The sequence below is a fragment of the Pseudomonas sivasensis genome, from assembly GCF_021391435.1.
Taxonomy (GTDB): domain Bacteria; phylum Pseudomonadota; class Gammaproteobacteria; order Pseudomonadales; family Pseudomonadaceae; genus Aquipseudomonas; species Aquipseudomonas sivasensis.
In genome coordinates this window covers 5,650,916-5,668,663 of the sequence record NZ_CP090029.1, presented here as the reverse complement: position 1 = coordinate 5,668,663, position 17,748 = coordinate 5,650,916, and the positions used below count along the sequence as shown (strand labels likewise).

Annotated in this window: 14 protein-coding genes, 6 tRNA genes and 3 rRNA genes; 21 read left to right on the top strand and 2 right to left on the bottom strand. The window is 53.6% G+C overall.

The genetic code is table 11. The features are described 5' to 3' along the window. Positions 1 to 112 precede the first annotated feature (112 nt). Both argC and erpA read left to right on the top strand, forming a co-directional pair. The gene (gene argC / locus LRO94_RS25790; protein WP_024077689.1) at positions 113 to 1,147 is read left to right on the top strand and encodes an N-acetyl-gamma-glutamyl-phosphate reductase; all 1,035 of its coding nucleotides are present in this window, start codon (positions 113 to 115) and stop codon (positions 1,145 to 1,147) included. A 165-nt stretch (positions 1,148 to 1,312) separates the two neighbouring features. Then, on the top strand, positions 1,313 to 1,663 hold the full coding sequence (erpA, locus tag LRO94_RS25785; RefSeq protein ID WP_003176443.1) for an iron-sulfur cluster insertion protein ErpA: 351 nt from the start codon (positions 1,313 to 1,315) through the stop codon (positions 1,661 to 1,663). Positions 1,664 to 1,732: 69 nt separating this feature from the next. On the opposite strand, the gene LRO94_RS25780 is transcribed toward erpA, so the two are convergent. Then, positions 1,733 to 2,824: an anhydro-N-acetylmuramic acid kinase gene (locus LRO94_RS25780; protein ID WP_032883823.1), complete on the bottom strand. Its 1,092-nt coding sequence runs from the start codon at positions 2,822 to 2,824 to the stop codon at positions 1,733 to 1,735. Positions 2,825 to 2,827: 3 nt separating this feature from the next. Next, on the bottom strand, positions 2,828 to 4,246 hold the full coding sequence (locus LRO94_RS25775) for a peptidoglycan DD-metalloendopeptidase family protein (protein ID WP_032883822.1): 1,419 nt from the start codon (positions 4,244 to 4,246) through the stop codon (positions 2,828 to 2,830). Positions 4,247 to 4,454: 208 nt separating this feature from the next. On the opposite strand from LRO94_RS25775, the gene tyrS reads away from it, so the two are divergent. The 19 genes from tyrS (at position 4,455) to rplL (ending at position 17,705) form a co-directional block, all read left to right on the top strand. Next, positions 4,455 to 5,654, top strand: a complete 1,200-nt coding sequence (tyrS, locus tag LRO94_RS25770) for a tyrosine--tRNA ligase (RefSeq protein WP_017739632.1) — start codon at positions 4,455 to 4,457, stop codon at positions 5,652 to 5,654. 496 nt (positions 5,655 to 6,150) lie between these two features. Then, positions 6,151 to 7,687 (top strand): 16S ribosomal RNA (locus LRO94_RS25765). 83 nt (positions 7,688 to 7,770) lie between these two features. After that, a tRNA-Ile gene (locus LRO94_RS25760) sits at positions 7,771 to 7,847 on the top strand. 30 nt (positions 7,848 to 7,877) lie between these two features. Then, positions 7,878 to 7,953 (top strand) — tRNA-Ala (locus LRO94_RS25755). A 247-nt stretch (positions 7,954 to 8,200) separates the two neighbouring features. After that, positions 8,201 to 11,092, top strand: a 23S ribosomal RNA gene (locus tag LRO94_RS25750). Between the two features lie 169 nt (positions 11,093 to 11,261). After that, positions 11,262 to 11,377: ribosomal RNA gene (gene rrf, locus LRO94_RS25745) — 5S ribosomal RNA — on the top strand. Together the 16S, 23S and 5S rRNA genes with 2 tRNA genes alongside form the textbook arrangement of a ribosomal RNA operon. 167 nt (positions 11,378 to 11,544) lie before the next feature. Then, a complete protein-coding gene (birA, locus tag LRO94_RS25740) occupies positions 11,545 to 12,504 on the top strand; it encodes a bifunctional biotin--[acetyl-CoA-carboxylase] ligase/biotin operon repressor BirA (RefSeq protein WP_032884528.1) in 960 nt (319 codons plus the stop codon). Continuing rightward, positions 12,494 to 13,243, top strand: coding sequence for a pantothenate kinase (locus LRO94_RS25735; protein WP_032884529.1), 750 nt, complete (start codon positions 12,494 to 12,496; stop codon positions 13,241 to 13,243). Before birA ends, LRO94_RS25735 begins: the two co-directional genes overlap by 11 nt. Positions 13,244 to 13,250: 7 nt before the next feature. Next, on the top strand, positions 13,251 to 13,697 hold the full coding sequence (locus LRO94_RS25730; protein ID WP_032884530.1) for a hypothetical protein: 447 nt from the start codon (positions 13,251 to 13,253) through the stop codon (positions 13,695 to 13,697). 142 nt (positions 13,698 to 13,839) lie between these two features. Beyond that, a tRNA-Tyr gene (locus LRO94_RS25725) sits at positions 13,840 to 13,924 on the top strand. Between the two features lie 24 nt (positions 13,925 to 13,948). After that, positions 13,949 to 14,022 (top strand) — tRNA-Gly (locus LRO94_RS25720). Between the two features lie 25 nt (positions 14,023 to 14,047). Next, positions 14,048 to 14,123, top strand: a tRNA-Thr gene (locus LRO94_RS25715). Between the two features lie 161 nt (positions 14,124 to 14,284). Next, positions 14,285 to 14,360, top strand: a tRNA-Trp gene (locus LRO94_RS25710). 45 nt (positions 14,361 to 14,405) lie between these two features. Beyond that, a complete protein-coding gene (secE, locus tag LRO94_RS25705; RefSeq protein WP_032884531.1) occupies positions 14,406 to 14,774 on the top strand; it encodes a preprotein translocase subunit SecE in 369 nt (122 codons plus the stop codon). 9 nt (positions 14,775 to 14,783) lie between these two features. Beyond that, complete coding sequence (gene nusG, locus LRO94_RS25700) at positions 14,784 to 15,317, top strand: transcription termination/antitermination protein NusG (RefSeq protein WP_003176436.1); 534 nt, start codon at positions 14,784 to 14,786, stop codon at positions 15,315 to 15,317. 117 nt (positions 15,318 to 15,434) lie between these two features. Beyond that, positions 15,435 to 15,866, top strand: coding sequence for a 50S ribosomal protein L11 (rplK, locus tag LRO94_RS25695; protein ID WP_003176435.1), 432 nt, complete (start codon positions 15,435 to 15,437; stop codon positions 15,864 to 15,866). Further along, on the top strand, positions 15,866 to 16,561 hold the full coding sequence (rplA, locus tag LRO94_RS25690; protein ID WP_032884532.1) for a 50S ribosomal protein L1: 696 nt from the start codon (positions 15,866 to 15,868) through the stop codon (positions 16,559 to 16,561). The genes rplK and rplA overlap by 1 nt, the downstream gene beginning before the upstream one ends. A gap of 199 nt (positions 16,562 to 16,760) precedes the next feature. Then, positions 16,761 to 17,261, top strand: coding sequence for a 50S ribosomal protein L10 (rplJ, locus tag LRO94_RS25685; protein ID WP_003232405.1), 501 nt, complete (start codon positions 16,761 to 16,763; stop codon positions 17,259 to 17,261). Positions 17,262 to 17,339: 78 nt separating this feature from the next. Next, on the top strand, positions 17,340 to 17,705 hold the full coding sequence (gene rplL / locus LRO94_RS25680) for a 50S ribosomal protein L7/L12 (RefSeq protein ID WP_003176432.1): 366 nt from the start codon (positions 17,340 to 17,342) through the stop codon (positions 17,703 to 17,705). Positions 17,706 to 17,748 lie beyond the last annotated feature (43 nt).

Here is a 17,748-nt window from a genome sequence, read left to right as displayed (position 1 = left end):
GGTAGCGAAGATAGTAGTGGCTCATGCGCCCATACGTCACGTTGACGGTTGTCGCAGGGCGATACGGCCCCTATTATCGACGGCTTTCCAGTGGTTCGTTGAGGGCAGGTTTATGGTCAAGGTCGGTATCGTCGGCGGCACGGGTTACACCGGTGTCGAATTGCTGCGTCTGTTGGCTCAGCATCCGCAAGCTGAGGTGGTGGTCATCACCTCTCGATCCGAGGCAGGCCTGGCTGTGGCCGATATGTACCCGAACCTGCGAGGCCACTACGACGGCTTGGCGTTCAGTGTTCCGGACATCAAGACCCTTGGCGCCTGCGACGTGGTGTTCTTCGCCACGCCACATGGTGTTGCCCATGCGCTGGCCGGTGAGTTGCTGGCAGCTGGCACCAAGGTCATTGACCTGTCGGCAGACTTCCGGCTGCAGGACGCCGATGAATGGGCCAAGTGGTACGGTCAGCCACACGGCGCGCCGGAGTTGTTGGAAGAGGCGGTGTACGGCCTGCCTGAAGTCAATCGTGAGCAAATCAAGCAGGCGCGCCTGATCGCGGTGCCGGGTTGCTACCCAACCGCTACGCAGTTGGGCTTTCTGCCGTTGCTTGAAGCTGGGCTGGCGGATGCTTCGCGCCTGATTGCAGACTGCAAGTCGGGCGTCAGCGGTGCCGGCCGTGGTGCTGCGGTAGGTTCGCTGTACTCCGAGACATCGGAAAGCATGAAGGCCTACGCGGTAAAAGGGCATCGCCACCTGCCGGAAATCCGCCAGGGCCTGCGCCGTGCTGCCGGTAAGGAGGTGGGCTTGACCTTTGTGCCGCACCTGACGCCAATGATCCGTGGTATCCACTCAACGCTATACGCAACCGTGGTCGATCGTTCGGTAGACCTGCAGGCGTTGTTTGAAAAGCGCTACGCGAATGAGCCGTTCGTCGACGTAATGCCGGCGGGCAGCCACCCGGAAACCCGTAGCGTGCGTGGCGCCAACGTGTGCCGGATTGCTGTGCACCGTCCGCAGGACGGCGACCTGGTGGTCGTGCTGTCGGTGATCGATAACCTGGTCAAGGGCGCGTCGGGCCAGGCTGTGCAGAACATGAACATCCTATTCGGCTTGGATGAGAAGTTGGGCTTGTCCCATGCCGGCATGCTGCCTTAAGGCGGTTTGTTGATTGCGCAAAAGGCCCGTTGATCGGGCCTTTTGTGTTTCTAATGGCGGCGATGCAGATTGATATACCGTAACAATAGTTGACCGATTTTCTAGGAGAAGCGGATAATGCCCGCCATTACGCATATGGCGGCTCTACGCCGGGAGATTATCAGCATGAGCGTTGAATCCTTCACCCCCACGGCTTTGCAATTCACTCACGGTGCTGCGCACAAGGTGAAGAGCCTGGTCGATGAAGAGGGTAATGATCGCTTGAAGCTGCGCGTATTCGTTACGGGCGGCGGTTGTTCAGGGTTTCAGTACGGCTTTACCTTCGATGAAGATGTGGCTGACGATGACACTATCGTTGAGCGCGAGGGCGTGAGCCTGGTTGTAGACCCGATGAGTTTCCAGTACTTGGCGGGCGCCGAGGTGGATTATCAGGAAGGTCTGGAGGGTTCGCGTTTCGTGATCAAGAACCCTAATGCCACCACTACATGTGGTTGCGGGTCTTCGTTCTCGATCTGATCGAGAGTGGATACAAAAACGCCGCTTGGCTTTCATGGGCCAAGCGGCGTTTTGCTGTCTGCGGATTAGTCAGGCGGGGTAGATTGCGCCTAGTAACCGCAGTCCGCGCGCGCCAGTGACGCTGGGGCGGTTGGCGGCAATGCCTTCCAGGCAGCAATGGGCCAGCCAGGCGAAGGCCATGGCTTCGACCCAGTCGGGGTCTACGCCGTGAGTGGCTGTGCTGCTGACCTGGGTGGATGGCAGCAGGGCGGCCAGTCGCTTCATCATTGCGGTGTTATGGGCGCCGCCCCCACAGATCAACAGCGTTTCTGTCTGCGATTGTGCGGTTTGCAGGGACTCAACGATGGTCAGGGCGGTCAGTTCCAGCAAGCTGGCCTGCACGTTCTGGGGTTCGAAGGCTGGCAGGCGGCTAAGGTGCTGTTGCAACCATCCCAGGTTGAACACTTCTCGGCCGGTGCTTTTTGGGCCTTTTGTCAGGAAAAACGGGTCGCCGAGCAGAGCGTTGAGCAACTGATGTTCTACTTTGCCGCTGGCTGCCCACTGGCCGTCGCGATCAAAGTGTTCGCCGCGTTGTAGATGAATCCAGGCATCCAGCAGGACATTGCCCGGGCCGCAGTCGAAGCCGGCTACAGGTTTGCCGGTCTCAATCAGGCTGAGGTTGCTGAAACCGCCTATATTCAACACCGCACGGTTGCCGGTGCTTTCGCCAAACAATGCTTCATGAAACGCAGGGACGAGCGGTGCACCCTGGCCGCCGGCGGCTACATCGCGGCTGCGAAAGTCGCTGACCACGGTGATGCCCGTCAGCTCAGTGAGCAAGGCCGGGTTTCCGATCTGCACCGTAAAACCTCGGGCGGGTTCGTGGCGGATAGTCTGACCATGGCTGCCGATCGCGCGGATGTCTTGAGGCTTGAGGTTTTGCTGGTCGAGCAGTGTGTGAATGCCTTGAGCGGCGAGGGTAACCCAATGCTGCTGGGCGATCGCTGAACGGGCAATCTCATCCGGGCCGCTAGCGCACAGGCTTAGCAGCTCTGCGCGCAGGGTGTCCGGCATCGGAGTGTAGTGGGTGGCGATCAGATTGACCGCTGCACCTTGTTCGATCAGGGCGATATCCAGGCCGTCGAGGCTGGTTCCGGACATCACACCTATATAGAGCGGCATGACTTAACGCTTCGCCGAAGCCAGAAGGGTGGAACGCTCCTGGTCCATACGTGCCATCAGGGGCTGGCTTTGTTGTATGAAGCGCGCGCGCTCTGCTTTGGCGATTGGGTCGGCCATCGGCAGTTTCTGGCCCAGTGGATCAACGTGTACGCCATTGACCTGGAACTCGTAGTGCAAATGCGGTCCGGTGGAGAGGCCGGTAGTGCCGATATAGCCGATCACCTGACCCTGCTTCACATTACCGCCCGTCTTCACGCCCTTTGCGAAGCCTTGCATGTGGCCATACAAGGTTCGGTAGGTGTTGCCGTGCTGAATGATCACCGTGTTGCCGTAACCGCCGCGACGGCCGGCCAGCAGGACCTTGCCGTCTCCCGCTGCCTTGATAGGCGTACCACGAGGAGCTGCGTAGTCGACGCCCTTGTGTGCGCGGATTTTGTTCAGGATTGGATGCTTGCGCCCCATGGAGAAACGCGAGCTGATGCGAGCGAAGTCCACTGGGGTACGGATGAAGGCTTTGCGCATGCTATTGCCATCAGCCGTGTAGTAGCTGCTATTGCCTTGCTTGTTGGTGTAGCGCACAGCGGTGTAGGTCTTGCCGCGGTTGGTGAAGCGTGCAGAAAGAATATTGCCAGTGCCGACCACTTTGCCGTTGGCGACTTTCTGCTCGTAGATCACGTCGAATTCGTCGCCTTGGCGGATGTCTTGGGCGAAGTCGATGTCGTAGCCAAATACGCTGGCCATGTCCATGGTCATGCTATGCGACAACCCCGCGCGCGCAGCGGATTGCGACAGCGAGCTGTTGATCACACCGTGAACGTAGGCGGAGCGCATCACTGGTTTGGTGGTGATGCGATTGAACGCGAAACCTTTAGCGCCCTTAGTCAGGGAGATGCTTTCGAGGTCGCTGACGTTGCTGTGCAGGTTGTTCAACTGGCCGTCAGGCGTCAATTCGAACTCAAGCTTCTGGCCGTGTTTCAGTTGGGTGAACTGCTTGGCTTGTTTGTCGCTGGCCAGCACGTCGTTAACGGTGGCGGCAGGAAGGCCAACCTTCTCGAAAAGGGTCGAAAGCGTATCGCCTTTTGCGACGATCACTTCGCGGTGCTGAGGATTCTTAGCTGCGTCTGCGACTGGCTTTTGCAGTTCCTTTGCCGCTTGCTGGGTATCTTCGGGCGTGTTTTCTATCTGGGCAAACGGCGATTCAGATGGGGCATTTGTGGCTTGTTGAGCGTCGGAAGCGTCTTGATCTTGTGTCAGTTGTTCAACTGGACTCTCCAAGTCGAGGCTCAGGGATGTTCGTTTGGCTTCTACGTCACTGGAAGGGAATACCAGGAGTGCCAGGCTAAGAAGGGCGGCGATACCACTTGCGGCGAGCAGGTGGGTCTTCGGGTAAAGCGGCGGCGCTTTAGACGGTTCAGTGGTCATAGGTAATTTGACTTTGAAGATGAAATGGAAAAGATGAATGACATGATGAAGATGAAATAACTGTATAAAATATAACCAAATCATCTGTGGCGCAAGCTCGCGAATGCTGGGCTTGCTGAACGGTGTCCGTGCGCAGGGCAAAACTTGTAATTAGTCCCTGATCTTGTATGGTTGGTTCCCTTTTGAATCTGAGCCTTGCGGGTCTGTTATGAAGTCGGTTGAAGAGCAGCTAGCGCTGATAAAACGTGGTGCGGAAGAACTGTTGGTTGAGGCCGAGCTGATCGAAAAGCTCAAGCGTGGCCAACCCCTGCGTATTAAGGCTGGTTTCGATCCGACAGCGCCGGACCTGCACCTGGGTCACACCGTGCTTATTAATAAGCTACGTCAGTTCCAGGAACTGGGGCATCAGGTCATCTTCCTTATAGGTGACTTCACTGGGATGATCGGCGACCCGAGTGGCAAAAGCGCTACGCGCCCGCCGCTAACCCGCGAGCAGGTTCTCGACAACGCCGAGACCTACAAGACCCAAGTATTCAAGATTCTTGATCCGGCTAAGACCGAGGTGGCGTTCAACTCCACCTGGATGGATCAGATGGGGCCGGCCGACTTTATTCGTCTGACATCTCAGTACACCGTTGCGCGAATGCTTGAGCGCGACGACTTCGATAAGCGCTACTCCACCAATCAGCCGATCGCTATTCATGAGTTCCTGTATCCGCTAGTCCAGGGTTATGACTCGGTGGCGCTGCGTGCCGATGTGGAGCTGGGTGGTACCGACCAGAAGTTCAACCTGCTGATGGGGCGTGAGCTCCAGCGTGCGTATGGGCAAGAGGCTCAGTGCATTCTGACTATGCCATTGCTGGAAGGGTTGGATGGCGTCAAGAAGATGTCCAAGTCTCTGGGTAACTATGTAGGTATCCAAGAGGCGCCAGGCGTGATGTACGGCAAGCTGGTTTCCATTCCTGATGCGCTGATGTGGCGTTACTTTGAGCTGTTGAGCTTCCGCTCGATGGACGAGATCAATGCGTTGCGTGCTGATGTCGAGGCGGGTGCCAACCCGCGTGATGTGAAAATCAAGCTGGCAGAGGAGATTGTTGCTCGGTTCCATGGTGAAGAGGCAGCGGCCAGTGCTCACCGCGCGGCGGGCAACCGCATGAAAGATGGCGAGTTGCCGGATGATCTGCCTGAGGTTGAGCTGACTGCTGCTGAGGCGATGCCGATTGCGGCCGTTCTTAATAAGGCGGGCTTGGTGAAAAACTCCGCCGTGGCTCGTGACCTTCTGGGTTCGGGTGGTGTGCGTATAGATGGCGAGGTGGTAGATCGCACCTTTATATATGAGCTCGGAGCGACCCACGTTTGTCAGGCGGGGAAGAAGGCCTTTGCACGTATTACGCTAAAATCTGAATAAGGCTGAAATTAGGTGTTGACGGCGAATTATATCTGTCTATAATTCGCCCCACTTCCGGTGCAGTCGAAACGGAAAACTCCTTGGTAAACAATGAGTTACGCAGTTTTCGGCAGTAGGTTGCTTCAGTTCATCGAAGCCAAAAGGAAGTTGAAAAAGAGGTGTTGACAGCAGCGTGTAACGCTGTAGAATTCGCCTCCCGCTGATGAGAGATCAGAAGCGCAAGTGGTTGAAGTTGTTGAAGAAATCTTCTAAAGCTTCTGAAAATAATCACTTGACAGCAAATGAGGCTGCTGTAGAATGCGCGCCTCGGTTGAGACGAAAGATCTTAACCAACCGCTCTTTAACAACTGAATCAAGCAATTCGTGTGGGTGCTTGTGGAGTCAGACTGATAGTCAACAAGATTATCAGCATCACAAGTTACTCCGCGAGAAATCAAAGATGTAACCAACGATTGCTGAGCCAAGTTTAGGGTTTCTTAAAAACCCAAAGATGTTTGAACTGAAGAGTTTGATCATGGCTCAGATTGAACGCTGGCGGCAGGCCTAACACATGCAAGTCGAGCGGTAGAGAGAAGCTTGCTTCTCTTGAGAGCGGCGGACGGGTGAGTAATGCCTAGGAATCTGCCTGGTAGTGGGGGATAACGTTCGGAAACGGACGCTAATACCGCATACGTCCTACGGGAGAAAGCAGGGGACCTTCGGGCCTTGCGCTATCAGATGAGCCTAGGTCGGATTAGCTAGTTGGTGAGGTAATGGCTCACCAAGGCGACGATCCGTAACTGGTCTGAGAGGATGATCAGTCACACTGGAACTGAGACACGGTCCAGACTCCTACGGGAGGCAGCAGTGGGGAATATTGGACAATGGGCGAAAGCCTGATCCAGCCATGCCGCGTGTGTGAAGAAGGTCTTCGGATTGTAAAGCACTTTAAGTTGGGAGGAAGGGCAGTTACCTAATACGTGATTGTTTTGACGTTACCGACAGAATAAGCACCGGCTAACTCTGTGCCAGCAGCCGCGGTAATACAGAGGGTGCAAGCGTTAATCGGAATTACTGGGCGTAAAGCGCGCGTAGGTGGTTTGTTAAGTTGGATGTGAAATCCCCGGGCTCAACCTGGGAACTGCATTCAAAACTGACTGACTAGAGTATGGTAGAGGGTGGTGGAATTTCCTGTGTAGCGGTGAAATGCGTAGATATAGGAAGGAACACCAGTGGCGAAGGCGACCACCTGGACTGATACTGACACTGAGGTGCGAAAGCGTGGGGAGCAAACAGGATTAGATACCCTGGTAGTCCACGCCGTAAACGATGTCAACTAGCCGTTGGGAGCCTTGAGCTCTTAGTGGCGCAGCTAACGCATTAAGTTGACCGCCTGGGGAGTACGGCCGCAAGGTTAAAACTCAAATGAATTGACGGGGGCCCGCACAAGCGGTGGAGCATGTGGTTTAATTCGAAGCAACGCGAAGAACCTTACCAGGCCTTGACATCCAATGAACTTTCTAGAGATAGATTGGTGCCTTCGGGAACATTGAGACAGGTGCTGCATGGCTGTCGTCAGCTCGTGTCGTGAGATGTTGGGTTAAGTCCCGTAACGAGCGCAACCCTTGTCCTTAGTTACCAGCACGTAATGGTGGGCACTCTAAGGAGACTGCCGGTGACAAACCGGAGGAAGGTGGGGATGACGTCAAGTCATCATGGCCCTTACGGCCTGGGCTACACACGTGCTACAATGGTCGGTACAGAGGGTTGCCAAGCCGCGAGGTGGAGCTAATCCCATAAAACCGATCGTAGTCCGGATCGCAGTCTGCAACTCGACTGCGTGAAGTCGGAATCGCTAGTAATCGCGAATCAGAATGTCGCGGTGAATACGTTCCCGGGCCTTGTACACACCGCCCGTCACACCATGGGAGTGGGTTGCACCAGAAGTAGCTAGTCTAACCTTCGGGAGGACGGTTACCACGGTGTGATTCATGACTGGGGTGAAGTCGTAACAAGGTAGCCGTAGGGGAACCTGCGGCTGGATCACCTCCTTAATCGACGACATCAGCTGCTCCATAAGTTCCCACACGAATTGCTTGATTCATTGAAGAAGACGATAAAGAAGCAGCCCGAAATTGGGTCTGTAGCTCAGTTGGTTAGAGCGCACCCCTGATAAGGGTGAGGTCGGCAGTTCGAATCTGCCCAGACCCACCAATTTTGTGTGGGAAACGCCTGTAGAAATACGGGGCCATAGCTCAGCTGGGAGAGCGCCTGCCTTGCACGCAGGAGGTCAACGGTTCGATCCCGTTTGGCTCCACCACTACTGCTTCTGTTTGTTGAAAGCTTAGAAATGAGCATTCCATTGTGATGATGGTGAATGTTGATTTCTAGTCTTTGATTAGATCGTTCTTTAAAAATTTGGGTATGTGATAGAAAGATAGACTGAACGTTACTTTCACTGGTAACGGATCAGGCTAAGGTAAAATTTGTGAGTGGCTCGAAAGAGCCAAATCGAATTTTCGGCGAATGTTGTCTTCACAGTATAACCAGATTGCTTGGGGTTATATGGTCAAGTGAAGAAGCGCATACGGTGGATGCCTTGGCAGTCAGAGGCGATGAAAGACGTGGTAGCCTGCGAAAAGCTTCGGGGAGTCGGCAAACAGACTTTGATCCGGAGATGTCTGAATGGGGGAACCCAGCCATCATAAGATGGTTATCTTACGCTGAATACATAGGCGTAAGAGGCGAACCAGGGGAACTGAAACATCTAAGTACCCTGAGGAAAAGAAATCAACCGAGATTCCCTTAGTAGTGGCGAGCGAACGGGGACTAGCCCTTAAGTGGCTTTGAGATTAGCGGAACGCTCTGGAAAGTGCGGCCATAGTGGGTGATAGCCCTGTACGCGAAAATCTCTTAGTCATGAAATCGAGTAGGACGGAGCACGAGAAACTTTGTCTGAATATGGGGGGACCATCCTCCAAGGCTAAATACTACTGACTGACCGATAGTGAACTAGTACCGTGAGGGAAAGGCGAAAAGAACCCCGGAGAGGGGAGTGAAATAGATCCTGAAACCGTATGCGTACAAGCAGTGGGAGCCCACTTTGTTGGGTGACTGCGTACCTTTTGTATAATGGGTCAGCGACTTATTTTCAGTGGCGAGCTTAACCGAATAGGGGAGGCGTAGCGAAAGCGAGTCTTAATAGGGCGTCTAGTCGCTGGGAATAGACCCGAAACCGGGCGATCTATCCATGGGCAGGTTGAAGGTTGGGTAACACTAACTGGAGGACCGAACCGACTACCGTTGAAAAGTTAGCGGATGACCTGTGGATCGGAGTGAAAGGCTAATCAAGCTCGGAGATAGCTGGTTCTCCTCGAAAGCTATTTAGGTAGCGCCTCATGTATCACTGTAGGGGGTAGAGCACTGTTTCGGCTAGGGGGTCATCCCGACTTACCAAACCGATGCAAACTCCGAATACCTACAAGTGCCGAGCATGGGAGACACACGGCGGGTGCTAACGTCCGTCGTGAAAAGGGAAACAACCCAGACCGTCAGCTAAGGTCCCAAAGTTATGGTTAAGTGGGAAACGATGTGGGAAGGCTTAGACAGCTAGGAGGTTGGCTTAGAAGCAGCCACCCTTTAAAGAAAGCGTAATAGCTCACTAGTCGAGTCGGCCTGCGCGGAAGATGTAACGGGGCTCAAACCATACACCGAAGCTACGGGTATCACGTAAGTGATGCGGTAGAGGAGCGTTCTGTAAGCCTGTGAAGGTGAGTTGAGAAGCTTGCTGGAGGTATCAGAAGTGCGAATGCTGACATGAGTAACGACAATGGGTGTGAAAAACACCCACGCCGAAAGACCAAGGTTTCCTGCGCAACGTTAATCGACGCAGGGTTAGTCGGTCCCTAAGGCGAGGCTGAAAAGCGTAGTCGATGGAAAACAGGTTAATATTCCTGTACTTCTGGTTATTGCGATGGAGGGACGGAGAAGGCTAGGCCAGCTTGGCGTTGGTTGTCCAAGTTTAAGGTGGTAGGCTGAGATCTTAGGTAAATCCGGGATCTTAAGGCCGAGAGCTGATGACGAGTTAACTTTTAGTTAACGAAGTGGTTGATGCCATGCTTCCAAGAAAAGCTTCTAAGCTTCAGGTAACCAGGAACCGTACCCCAAACCGACACAGGTGGTTGGGTAGAGAATACCAAGGCGCTTGAGAGAACTCGGGTGAAGGAACTAGGCAAAATGGCACCGTAACTTCGGGAGAAGGTGCGCCGGTGAGGGTGAAGGACTTGCTCCGTAAGCTCATGCCGGTCGAAGATACCAGGCCGCTGCGACTGTTTATTAAAAACACAGCACTCTGCAAACACGAAAGTGGACGTATAGGGTGTGACGCCTGCCCGGTGCCGGAAGGTTAATTGATGGGGTTAGCTAACGCGAAGCTCTTGATCGAAGCCCCGGTAAACGGCGGCCGTAACTATAACGGTCCTAAGGTAGCGAAATTCCTTGTCGGGTAAGTTCCGACCTGCACGAATGGCGTAACGATGGCGGCGCTGTCTCCACCCGAGACTCAGTGAAATTGAAATCGCTGTGAAGATGCAGTGTATCCGCGGCTAGACGGAAAGACCCCGTGAACCTTTACTATAGCTTTGCACTGGACTTTGAATTTGCTTGTGTAGGATAGGTGGGAGGCTTTGAAGCGTGGACGCCAGTCTGCGTGGAGCCAACCTTGAAATACCACCCTGGCAACTTTGAGGTTCTAACTCAGGTCCGTTATCCGGATCGAGGACAGTGTATGGTGGGTAGTTTGACTGGGGCGGTCTCCTCCTAAAGAGTAACGGAGGAGTACGAAGGTGCGCTCAGACCGGTCGGAAATCGGTCGTAGAGTATAAAGGCAAAAGCGCGCTTGACTGCGAGACAGACACGTCGAGCAGGTACGAAAGTAGGTCTTAGTGATCCGGTGGTTCTGTATGGAAGGGCCATCGCTCAACGGATAAAAGGTACTCCGGGGATAACAGGCTGATACCGCCCAAGAGTTCATATCGACGGCGGTGTTTGGCACCTCGATGTCGGCTCATCACATCCTGGGGCTGAAGCCGGTCCCAAGGGTATGGCTGTTCGCCATTTAAAGTGGTACGCGAGCTGGGTTTAGAACGTCGTGAGACAGTTCGGTCCCTATCTGCCGTGGACGTTTGAGATTTGAGAGGGGCTGCTCCTAGTACGAGAGGACCGGAGTGGACGAACCTCTGGTGTTCCGGTTGTCACGCCAGTGGCATTGCCGGGTAGCTATGTTCGGAATAGATAACCGCTGAAAGCATCTAAGCGGGAAACTAGCCTCAAGATGAGATCTCACTGGAACCTTGAGTTCCCTGAAGGGCCGTCGAAGACTACGACGTTGATAGGTTGGGTGTGTAAGCGCTGTGAGGCGTTGAGCTAACCAATACTAATTGCCCGTGAGGCTTGACCATATAACACCCAAGCAATTTGCTTGCTTCGAGCTGAAAAGCGAAAGAGCACCAGATTGCGGTGTGTGAAGACGAAATGAACCGAAAGTTCGACTCTTGCAAACACCGAAAGCTATCACATACCCAATTTGCTGAAGCGAGGCCTGCTGGTCGCGACTCAGTACCCGAATTTCTTGACGACCATAGAGCATTGGAACCACCTGATCCCATCCCGAACTCAGTAGTGAAACGATGCATCGCCGATGGTAGTGTGGGGTTTCCCCATGTGAGAGTAGGTCATCGTCAAGATTAAATTCCGAAACCCCATTTGCGAAAGCAGATGGGGTTTTGTTTTGGGCGGGCGGAAAGTGCCGGCAGGTTTTCTCATGGCCGCCTTCAGGGCTAGACGCCTGCCTTTCTATGCAATGGTCTTTCGCATGGCTATCATGCGTTCCTCATTGTGAGGCGATACTTGCATGCTGACGTTGTTAGAACTTCTGAAAGATGGCCGATTTCATTCCGGGGAAGCACTTGGCGCCGCCCTGGGCGTCAGTCGCAGTGCTGTCTGGAAGCAACTCCAGCACCTTGAGGCCGAATTGAATCTGCCTGTTCATAAGGTTCGTGGAAAGGGGTATCAATTAGCATCCCCATTGGTTTTCTTGAGTGCTGCGGAAATTGAGCAGCATGCCCCTGATTTAGCATGGCCTATCCATATCTACGATTCCATTGACTCAACAAATGCGGAAGCTTTGCGTCTTGCTGGGGTTGAGTGCGCGACGCCCTTTCTGGTGCTTGCGGAGCAGCAAACGGCGGGAAGAGGCAGGCGTGGTCGAAAGTGGGTCAGTCCATTTGCCCAGAATGTCTATTACAGCCTTGTATTGCGTATTGAGGATGGTCTTCGGCAGTTGGAAGGCTTAAGTCTTGTGGTTGGATTGGCGGTCATGCAAGCCCTGCGTGAGTCTGGAGTTCAGACTGCGACTTTAAAATGGCCAAACGACGTTCTCGTAGGGCAAAAGAAAATTGCCGGGATTTTGCTGGAGCTCGTAGGGGATCCTGCTGATATCTGTCACGTTGTCCTTGGAATAGGCATCAACGTCAATATGCAGAAGGCTGGCGAGGTTGATCAGCAATGGACATCAGTGCAGTTAGAGACGGGTTTTCCTGTTGATCGAAACGCCCTGATTGCCCGGCTGGGTTTGCAGTTGCAAGGCTACTTGGGTCGACACCGGGTGCTAGGTTTTGCCGAGCTTCAGAATGAGTGGGAGAAAAATCACGCTTGGCAGGGGAGGGCTGTGTCGCTTATAGCCGGTGTCAACCAGGTCGATGGAGTGGTGCTGGGTGTTGATCGTCAAGGTGCTTTGCGTTTGAGTGTTGATGGTGTTGAGAAAATATACAGTGGTGGTGAGCTAAGCCTGAGGTTGCGTGATGATTCTTGAGCTCGACTGTGGGAATAGCTTTATCAAATGGCGTGTGCTTGATTCGAGCGGGGTGAACGCCTCGGCTGAAGGTGTTGCAGGTTCGGATGCTGCCTTGATTGATAGCCTGCTGGCGCTGCCTGAGTTGTTGCTGACGCGTTGCAGGTTAGTGAGCGTCCGTGCGCAGGAAGAGACGGAAAAACTGGTTGAAGCGCTTGTGGATACATTTGGTGTTGTTGTTACCAGTGCTGCTTCAGCTCGTGAAGTGGCTGGGGTACGTAACGGCTACGAAGATTTTGAGCGCCTTGGTCTGGATCGCTGGTTGGCAATGCTCGGTGGATTTAAATTGGCCTCGGGTGCCTGCTTGGTGCTCGATTTTGGCACTGCGGCGACTGCAGATTTTATAGCTGAGGATGGCGAGCACCTGGGAGGCTTTATTTGTCCGGGCATGTCTCTCATGAGGAATCAGCTGCGTACACATACGCGAAAGATAAGGTATGGCGATGCCGCTGCTGAAAGGGCTTTGGAGTGCCTCTCACCAGGTCGTACAACAGTCGAGGCAGTAGAGCGAGGCTGTGCGTTGATGCTTCGAGGATTTGTTCTGACCCAGGTAGAGCTCGCGCGCAGCTACTGGGGCGATGACTTCAGTATATTCCTGACTGGCGGAGATGCTGATTTGGTATTGGGCTCTGTGCCGCAGGCTCGACTCGTTCCTGATTTGGTTTTCGTTGGTCTGGCGATGGCGTGCCCGTTATCTTGAGGTGTTTATGCGTTGGCTGTTTTTGCTTTTACTGATCCTCAACGCCTTTTACTACATATGGCACCAGCAAGAGGCCCCGCTGCGCGCTAAAGACGTTACTCCTCTGAGTCTCTATCGAGGTGCTCAGCAGGATATTCGTCTGCTGAGTGAATCTTCGGATGCAGTGATCCGCAGGGAGCGGGCAAAGGTATCTGATTCGCAAAGTACCTGTTTGTACATTGGTGGATTTACAGACCAGCGCCAAGCGCAATCTGTCGAGCAGCGTCTCACTAGCTTGGATATAAAGGTCAAGGTTCAACTGCTGAGTACGCCAGATGCTCAAGGTTACTGGCTCCGGGTGGCCCCGGAAAGCCGGCGCCTGGCTGAAGATCTGCCCTTTGAAAACCTTGTTAAGGAATTCAATGAGTTAAAACATAAAATAATGCTGTGCGAAGGCATTGCAACTGTCGAATAGTTTGCATAGAATGGCGCCCGCTTCGCAGTGAAGACCTTTAGGGGGATTTAATGAGATGCGGCGTCAATGCAGCTAACCTCATAATTTAAATGAGAAAATGCTTGACAGAAGGTCGGCGTAATGTAAAATGCCGGCTCGCTTAGGAGGGGTTCCCGAGCGGCCAAAGGGATCAGACTGTAAATCTGACGTCTACGACTTCGAAGGTTCGAATCCTTCCCCCTCCACCATTTTTAGCGTGAGCTGCAAGCTCCGCGGGTATAGTTTAGTGGTAGAACCTCAGCCTTCCAAGCTGATGATGCGGGTTCGATTCCCGCTACCCGCTCCAAGTTTGCAGGTTGTGCATGTGTTTTGCTCTTGTAGCTCAGTTGGTAGAGCACACCCTTGGTAAGGGTGAGGTCAGCGGTTCAAATCCGCTCAAGAGCTCCATATAACAAGGCAGATATGAAAATATCTGCCTTTGTTTTAACAGCTGCCTCGGCTTGAGTGTTTTGTATCTGGTGGTTTTGCCAGGTTGTCTCAAGTCTGTTGGGGTTGGTTGTTGTAAAGTCTTTTTCAGGCCTGCATAATGGTCGGCCTGATTTTGTTTTAGGTCAGTAGCTCAATTGGCAGAGCGACGGTCTCCAAAACCGTAGGTTGGGGGTTCGATTCCCTCCTGACCTGCCAGATTCACGTGGTGTGTCTGGCTTTCTTTTCACAGGATCTTCATAGATGACTCCTAAGGCTGAAGCTCAAAGCTCTCGTTTCGATCTCGTCAAGTGGCTAGTTGTTGTAGCGTTGGTGGTCGTAGGCGTAGTTGGCAATCAGTACTATTCTGCTTCGCCGATCCTGTACCGTGTGCTCGCTTTGCTTGTTATTGCTGCTGTGGCTGCCTTTGTGGGCTTGCAGACTGCTAAAGGCAAGTCTTTTGCGGTACTGGTAAAGGAAGCTCGCACCGAAATCCGTAAAGTCGTTTGGCCGACTCGCCAAGAAACCACGCAGACCACGTTGATTGTTGTGGCTGTTGTTCTGGTTATGGCGTTGCTGTTGTGGGGGCTTGATTCCCTGCTCGGTTGGCTTGTTTCCTTGATTGTTGGCTAAGGGTGTCCCGTGGCTAAGCGTTGGTACGTTGTTCATGCTTACTCGGGTTACGAGAAGCATGTTATGCGCTCTTTGCTAGAGCGCGTGAAGCTGGCAGGCATGGAAGATGGCTTCGGCGAAATTCTGGTTCCCACTGAAGAAGTGGTTGAAATGCGGAATGGTCAGAAGCGTAAAAGTGAGCGTAAGTTCTTCCCTGGCTATGTTTTGGTTCAGATGGACATGAATGAAGGTACTTGGCATTTGGTCAAGGATACGCCTCGTGTCATGGGTTTCATTGGCGGTACCGCTGATAAGCCTGCTCCGATCACTGATAAAGAGGCAGAAGCAATTCTGCGTCGCGTTGCTGATGGTAGTGACAAGCCTAAGCCGAAGACTTTGTTCGAGCCGGGTGAGGTTGTTCGTGTTACAGATGGTCCGTTTGCTGATTTTAACGGCACTGTCGAAGAGGTTAACTACGAGAAGAGCCGGATCCAAGTGGCAGTGCTCATTTTCGGTCGCTCTACTCCTGTAGAGTTGGAGTTCAGCCAGGTCGAGAAGGTCTAGCTGGCTAAGCATCCCAACCCCGCAGCCTTAGGCTGTGGGGTTTTGTCGTCACTGGGATAAACGCGCAAGTAACCGGGGAGCCTTTCGAGGCGTTTGAACCCGTAATTGGAGTGCCTCATGGCCAAGAAAATTACCGCTTACATCAAGCTGCAAGTGAAGGCCGCTCAGGCCAACCCAAGCCCACCTGTTGGTCCAGCTCTGGGTCAGCATGGCGTGAACATCATGGAATTCTGCAAGGCCTTCAACGCCCGTACTCAGGGTCTTGAACCAGGTCTGCCGACTCCAGTGATCATCACTGTATACAGCGACCGTAGCTTCACTTTCGAAACTAAGTCGACCCCGGCTTCGGTTCTGCTGAAGAAGGCTGCTGGTCTGACTAGCGGTTCCGCTCGTCCTAACACCGTTAAAGTCGGCACTGTAACTCGTGCTCAGCTGGAAGAAATCGCGAAAACCAAAAACGCGGATCTGACTGCAGCTGATATGGATGCAGCCGTGCGTACCATCGCCGGTTCTGCTCGTAGCATGGGCCTTAACGTGGAGGGTGTGTAATGGCTAAGCTGACCAAGCGCCAAAAGGCTATCGCCGGCAAAATCGAAGCAGGCAAGGCCTACAGCTTTGTAGACGCTGCAGCCCTGTTGACCGAGCTGTCGACTGTCAAATTCAGCGAGTCCGTTGACGTTGCTGTAAACCTGGGTGTGGACCCGCGTAAGTCCGACCAAGTCGTTCGTAGCGCTACTGTGCTGCCACACGGTACTGGCAAGACTGTACGTGTAGCCGTCTTCACCCAAGGCCCGGCAGCTGAAGCTGCTCTGGCCGCTGGCGCTGATCGCGTTGGCATGGACGACCTGGCTGCCGAAATGAAAGGCGGCGACCTGAACTACGACGTAGTTATTGCCTCCCCGGATGCAATGCGTGTTGTAGGTCAGTTGGGTCAGATCCTTGGTCCGCGTGGCCTGATGCCTAACCCTAAAGTCGGCACTGTAACGCCAGACGTAGCTACCGCGGTTAAAAACGCCAAGGCTGGTCAGGTTCGTTATCGCACCGACAAAAACGGCATCATTCACACCTCCGTTGGCAAGGTCGGTTTCGACGCCGTCAAGCTGAAGGAAAACGTTGAAGCCCTGATCGCTGATCTTAAGCGTATCAAGCCAGCTTCTTCTAAAGGTATCTACGTCAAGCGCGTTACCCTGAGCACCACTATGGGCCCAGGTCTGGTCATCGACCAAGGCTCGCTGGACGTATAAGACACAGATTGACGCAAGCGATTGCGTCAATTGAAAAAATTGGGGTCCCTGCCTGGCGGGGGCTATCCAAGACCGTAGGCGACGCAAGTCTTAAACCAAAAGCCTACGCAGATGGTGCTCCCGGTTCCTTACCGAATCAGACACCAAAACGACATCCGGCCTAGGCCAGATGAAACGGTAACAAGCAGGAGTTAAACCCGTGGCAATTAATCTCGAAGACAAGAAGGCCATCGTCGCTGAAGTCAACGAGGCTGCCAAAGCTGCCCTGTCCGCTGTCGTGGCTGATGCCCGTGGTGTGACAGTAGGCGCTATGACCGGACTCCGTAAAGAGGCTCGTGAAGCTGGTGTATACGTACGTGTTGTACGTAACACCCTGCTCAAGCGCGCTGTTGCTGACACTGAATACAGTGTTCTCAATGACGTGTTCACCGGCCCGACTCTGATCGCTTTCTCCAAAGATCATCCAGGCGCTGCTGCCCGTTTGTTCAAGGAATTCGCCAAGAGTCAGGATAAGTTCGAGATCAAGGCAGCTGCGTTCGAGGGCAAGTTCCTCGCAGCTAACCAAATCGACGTACTGGCAACATTGCCGACCCGCGACGAAGCCATTTCGCAGCTGATGAGCGTGATTCAAGGCGCTACCAGCAAGCTGGCTCGTACTCTGGCTGCAGTTCGCGAGCAAAAAGAAGCTGCCGCAGCCTAAGGCTGAGCGACTTCTCTCGCGTATTTTTGTTTATTTCGATGGCCGCGTAGGCCGTCCCCCAATTCAGGAAATACAGCAATGTCTATCTCCCAAGACGATATCCTCAACGCCGTAGCTGAAATGTCGGTTCTGCAGGTTGTTGAGCTGATCAAAGCTTTCGAAGAAAAATTCGGCGTTTCCGCTGCCGCTGCTTCCGCTGGCCCAGCAGTTGCTGCTGTTGCTGCTGAAGAGCAAACCGAATTCAACGTCATGCTGCTGGAAGCTGGCGAGAAGAAAGTAAACGTGATCAAGGCAGTACGTGAACTGACCGGTCTGGGCCTGAAAGAAGCCAAGGCTGTAGTTGACGGCGCTCCTGCCCAGGTTCTGGAAGCAGTGTCGAAAGACGCAGCTGACAAAGCCAAAGCTACTCTGGAAGAAGCAGGCGCTAAAGTCGAGCTGAAGTAAGCATCGACTTTGCGTCTCCAGCCCAAGCGTTAAGCTGAAGGCT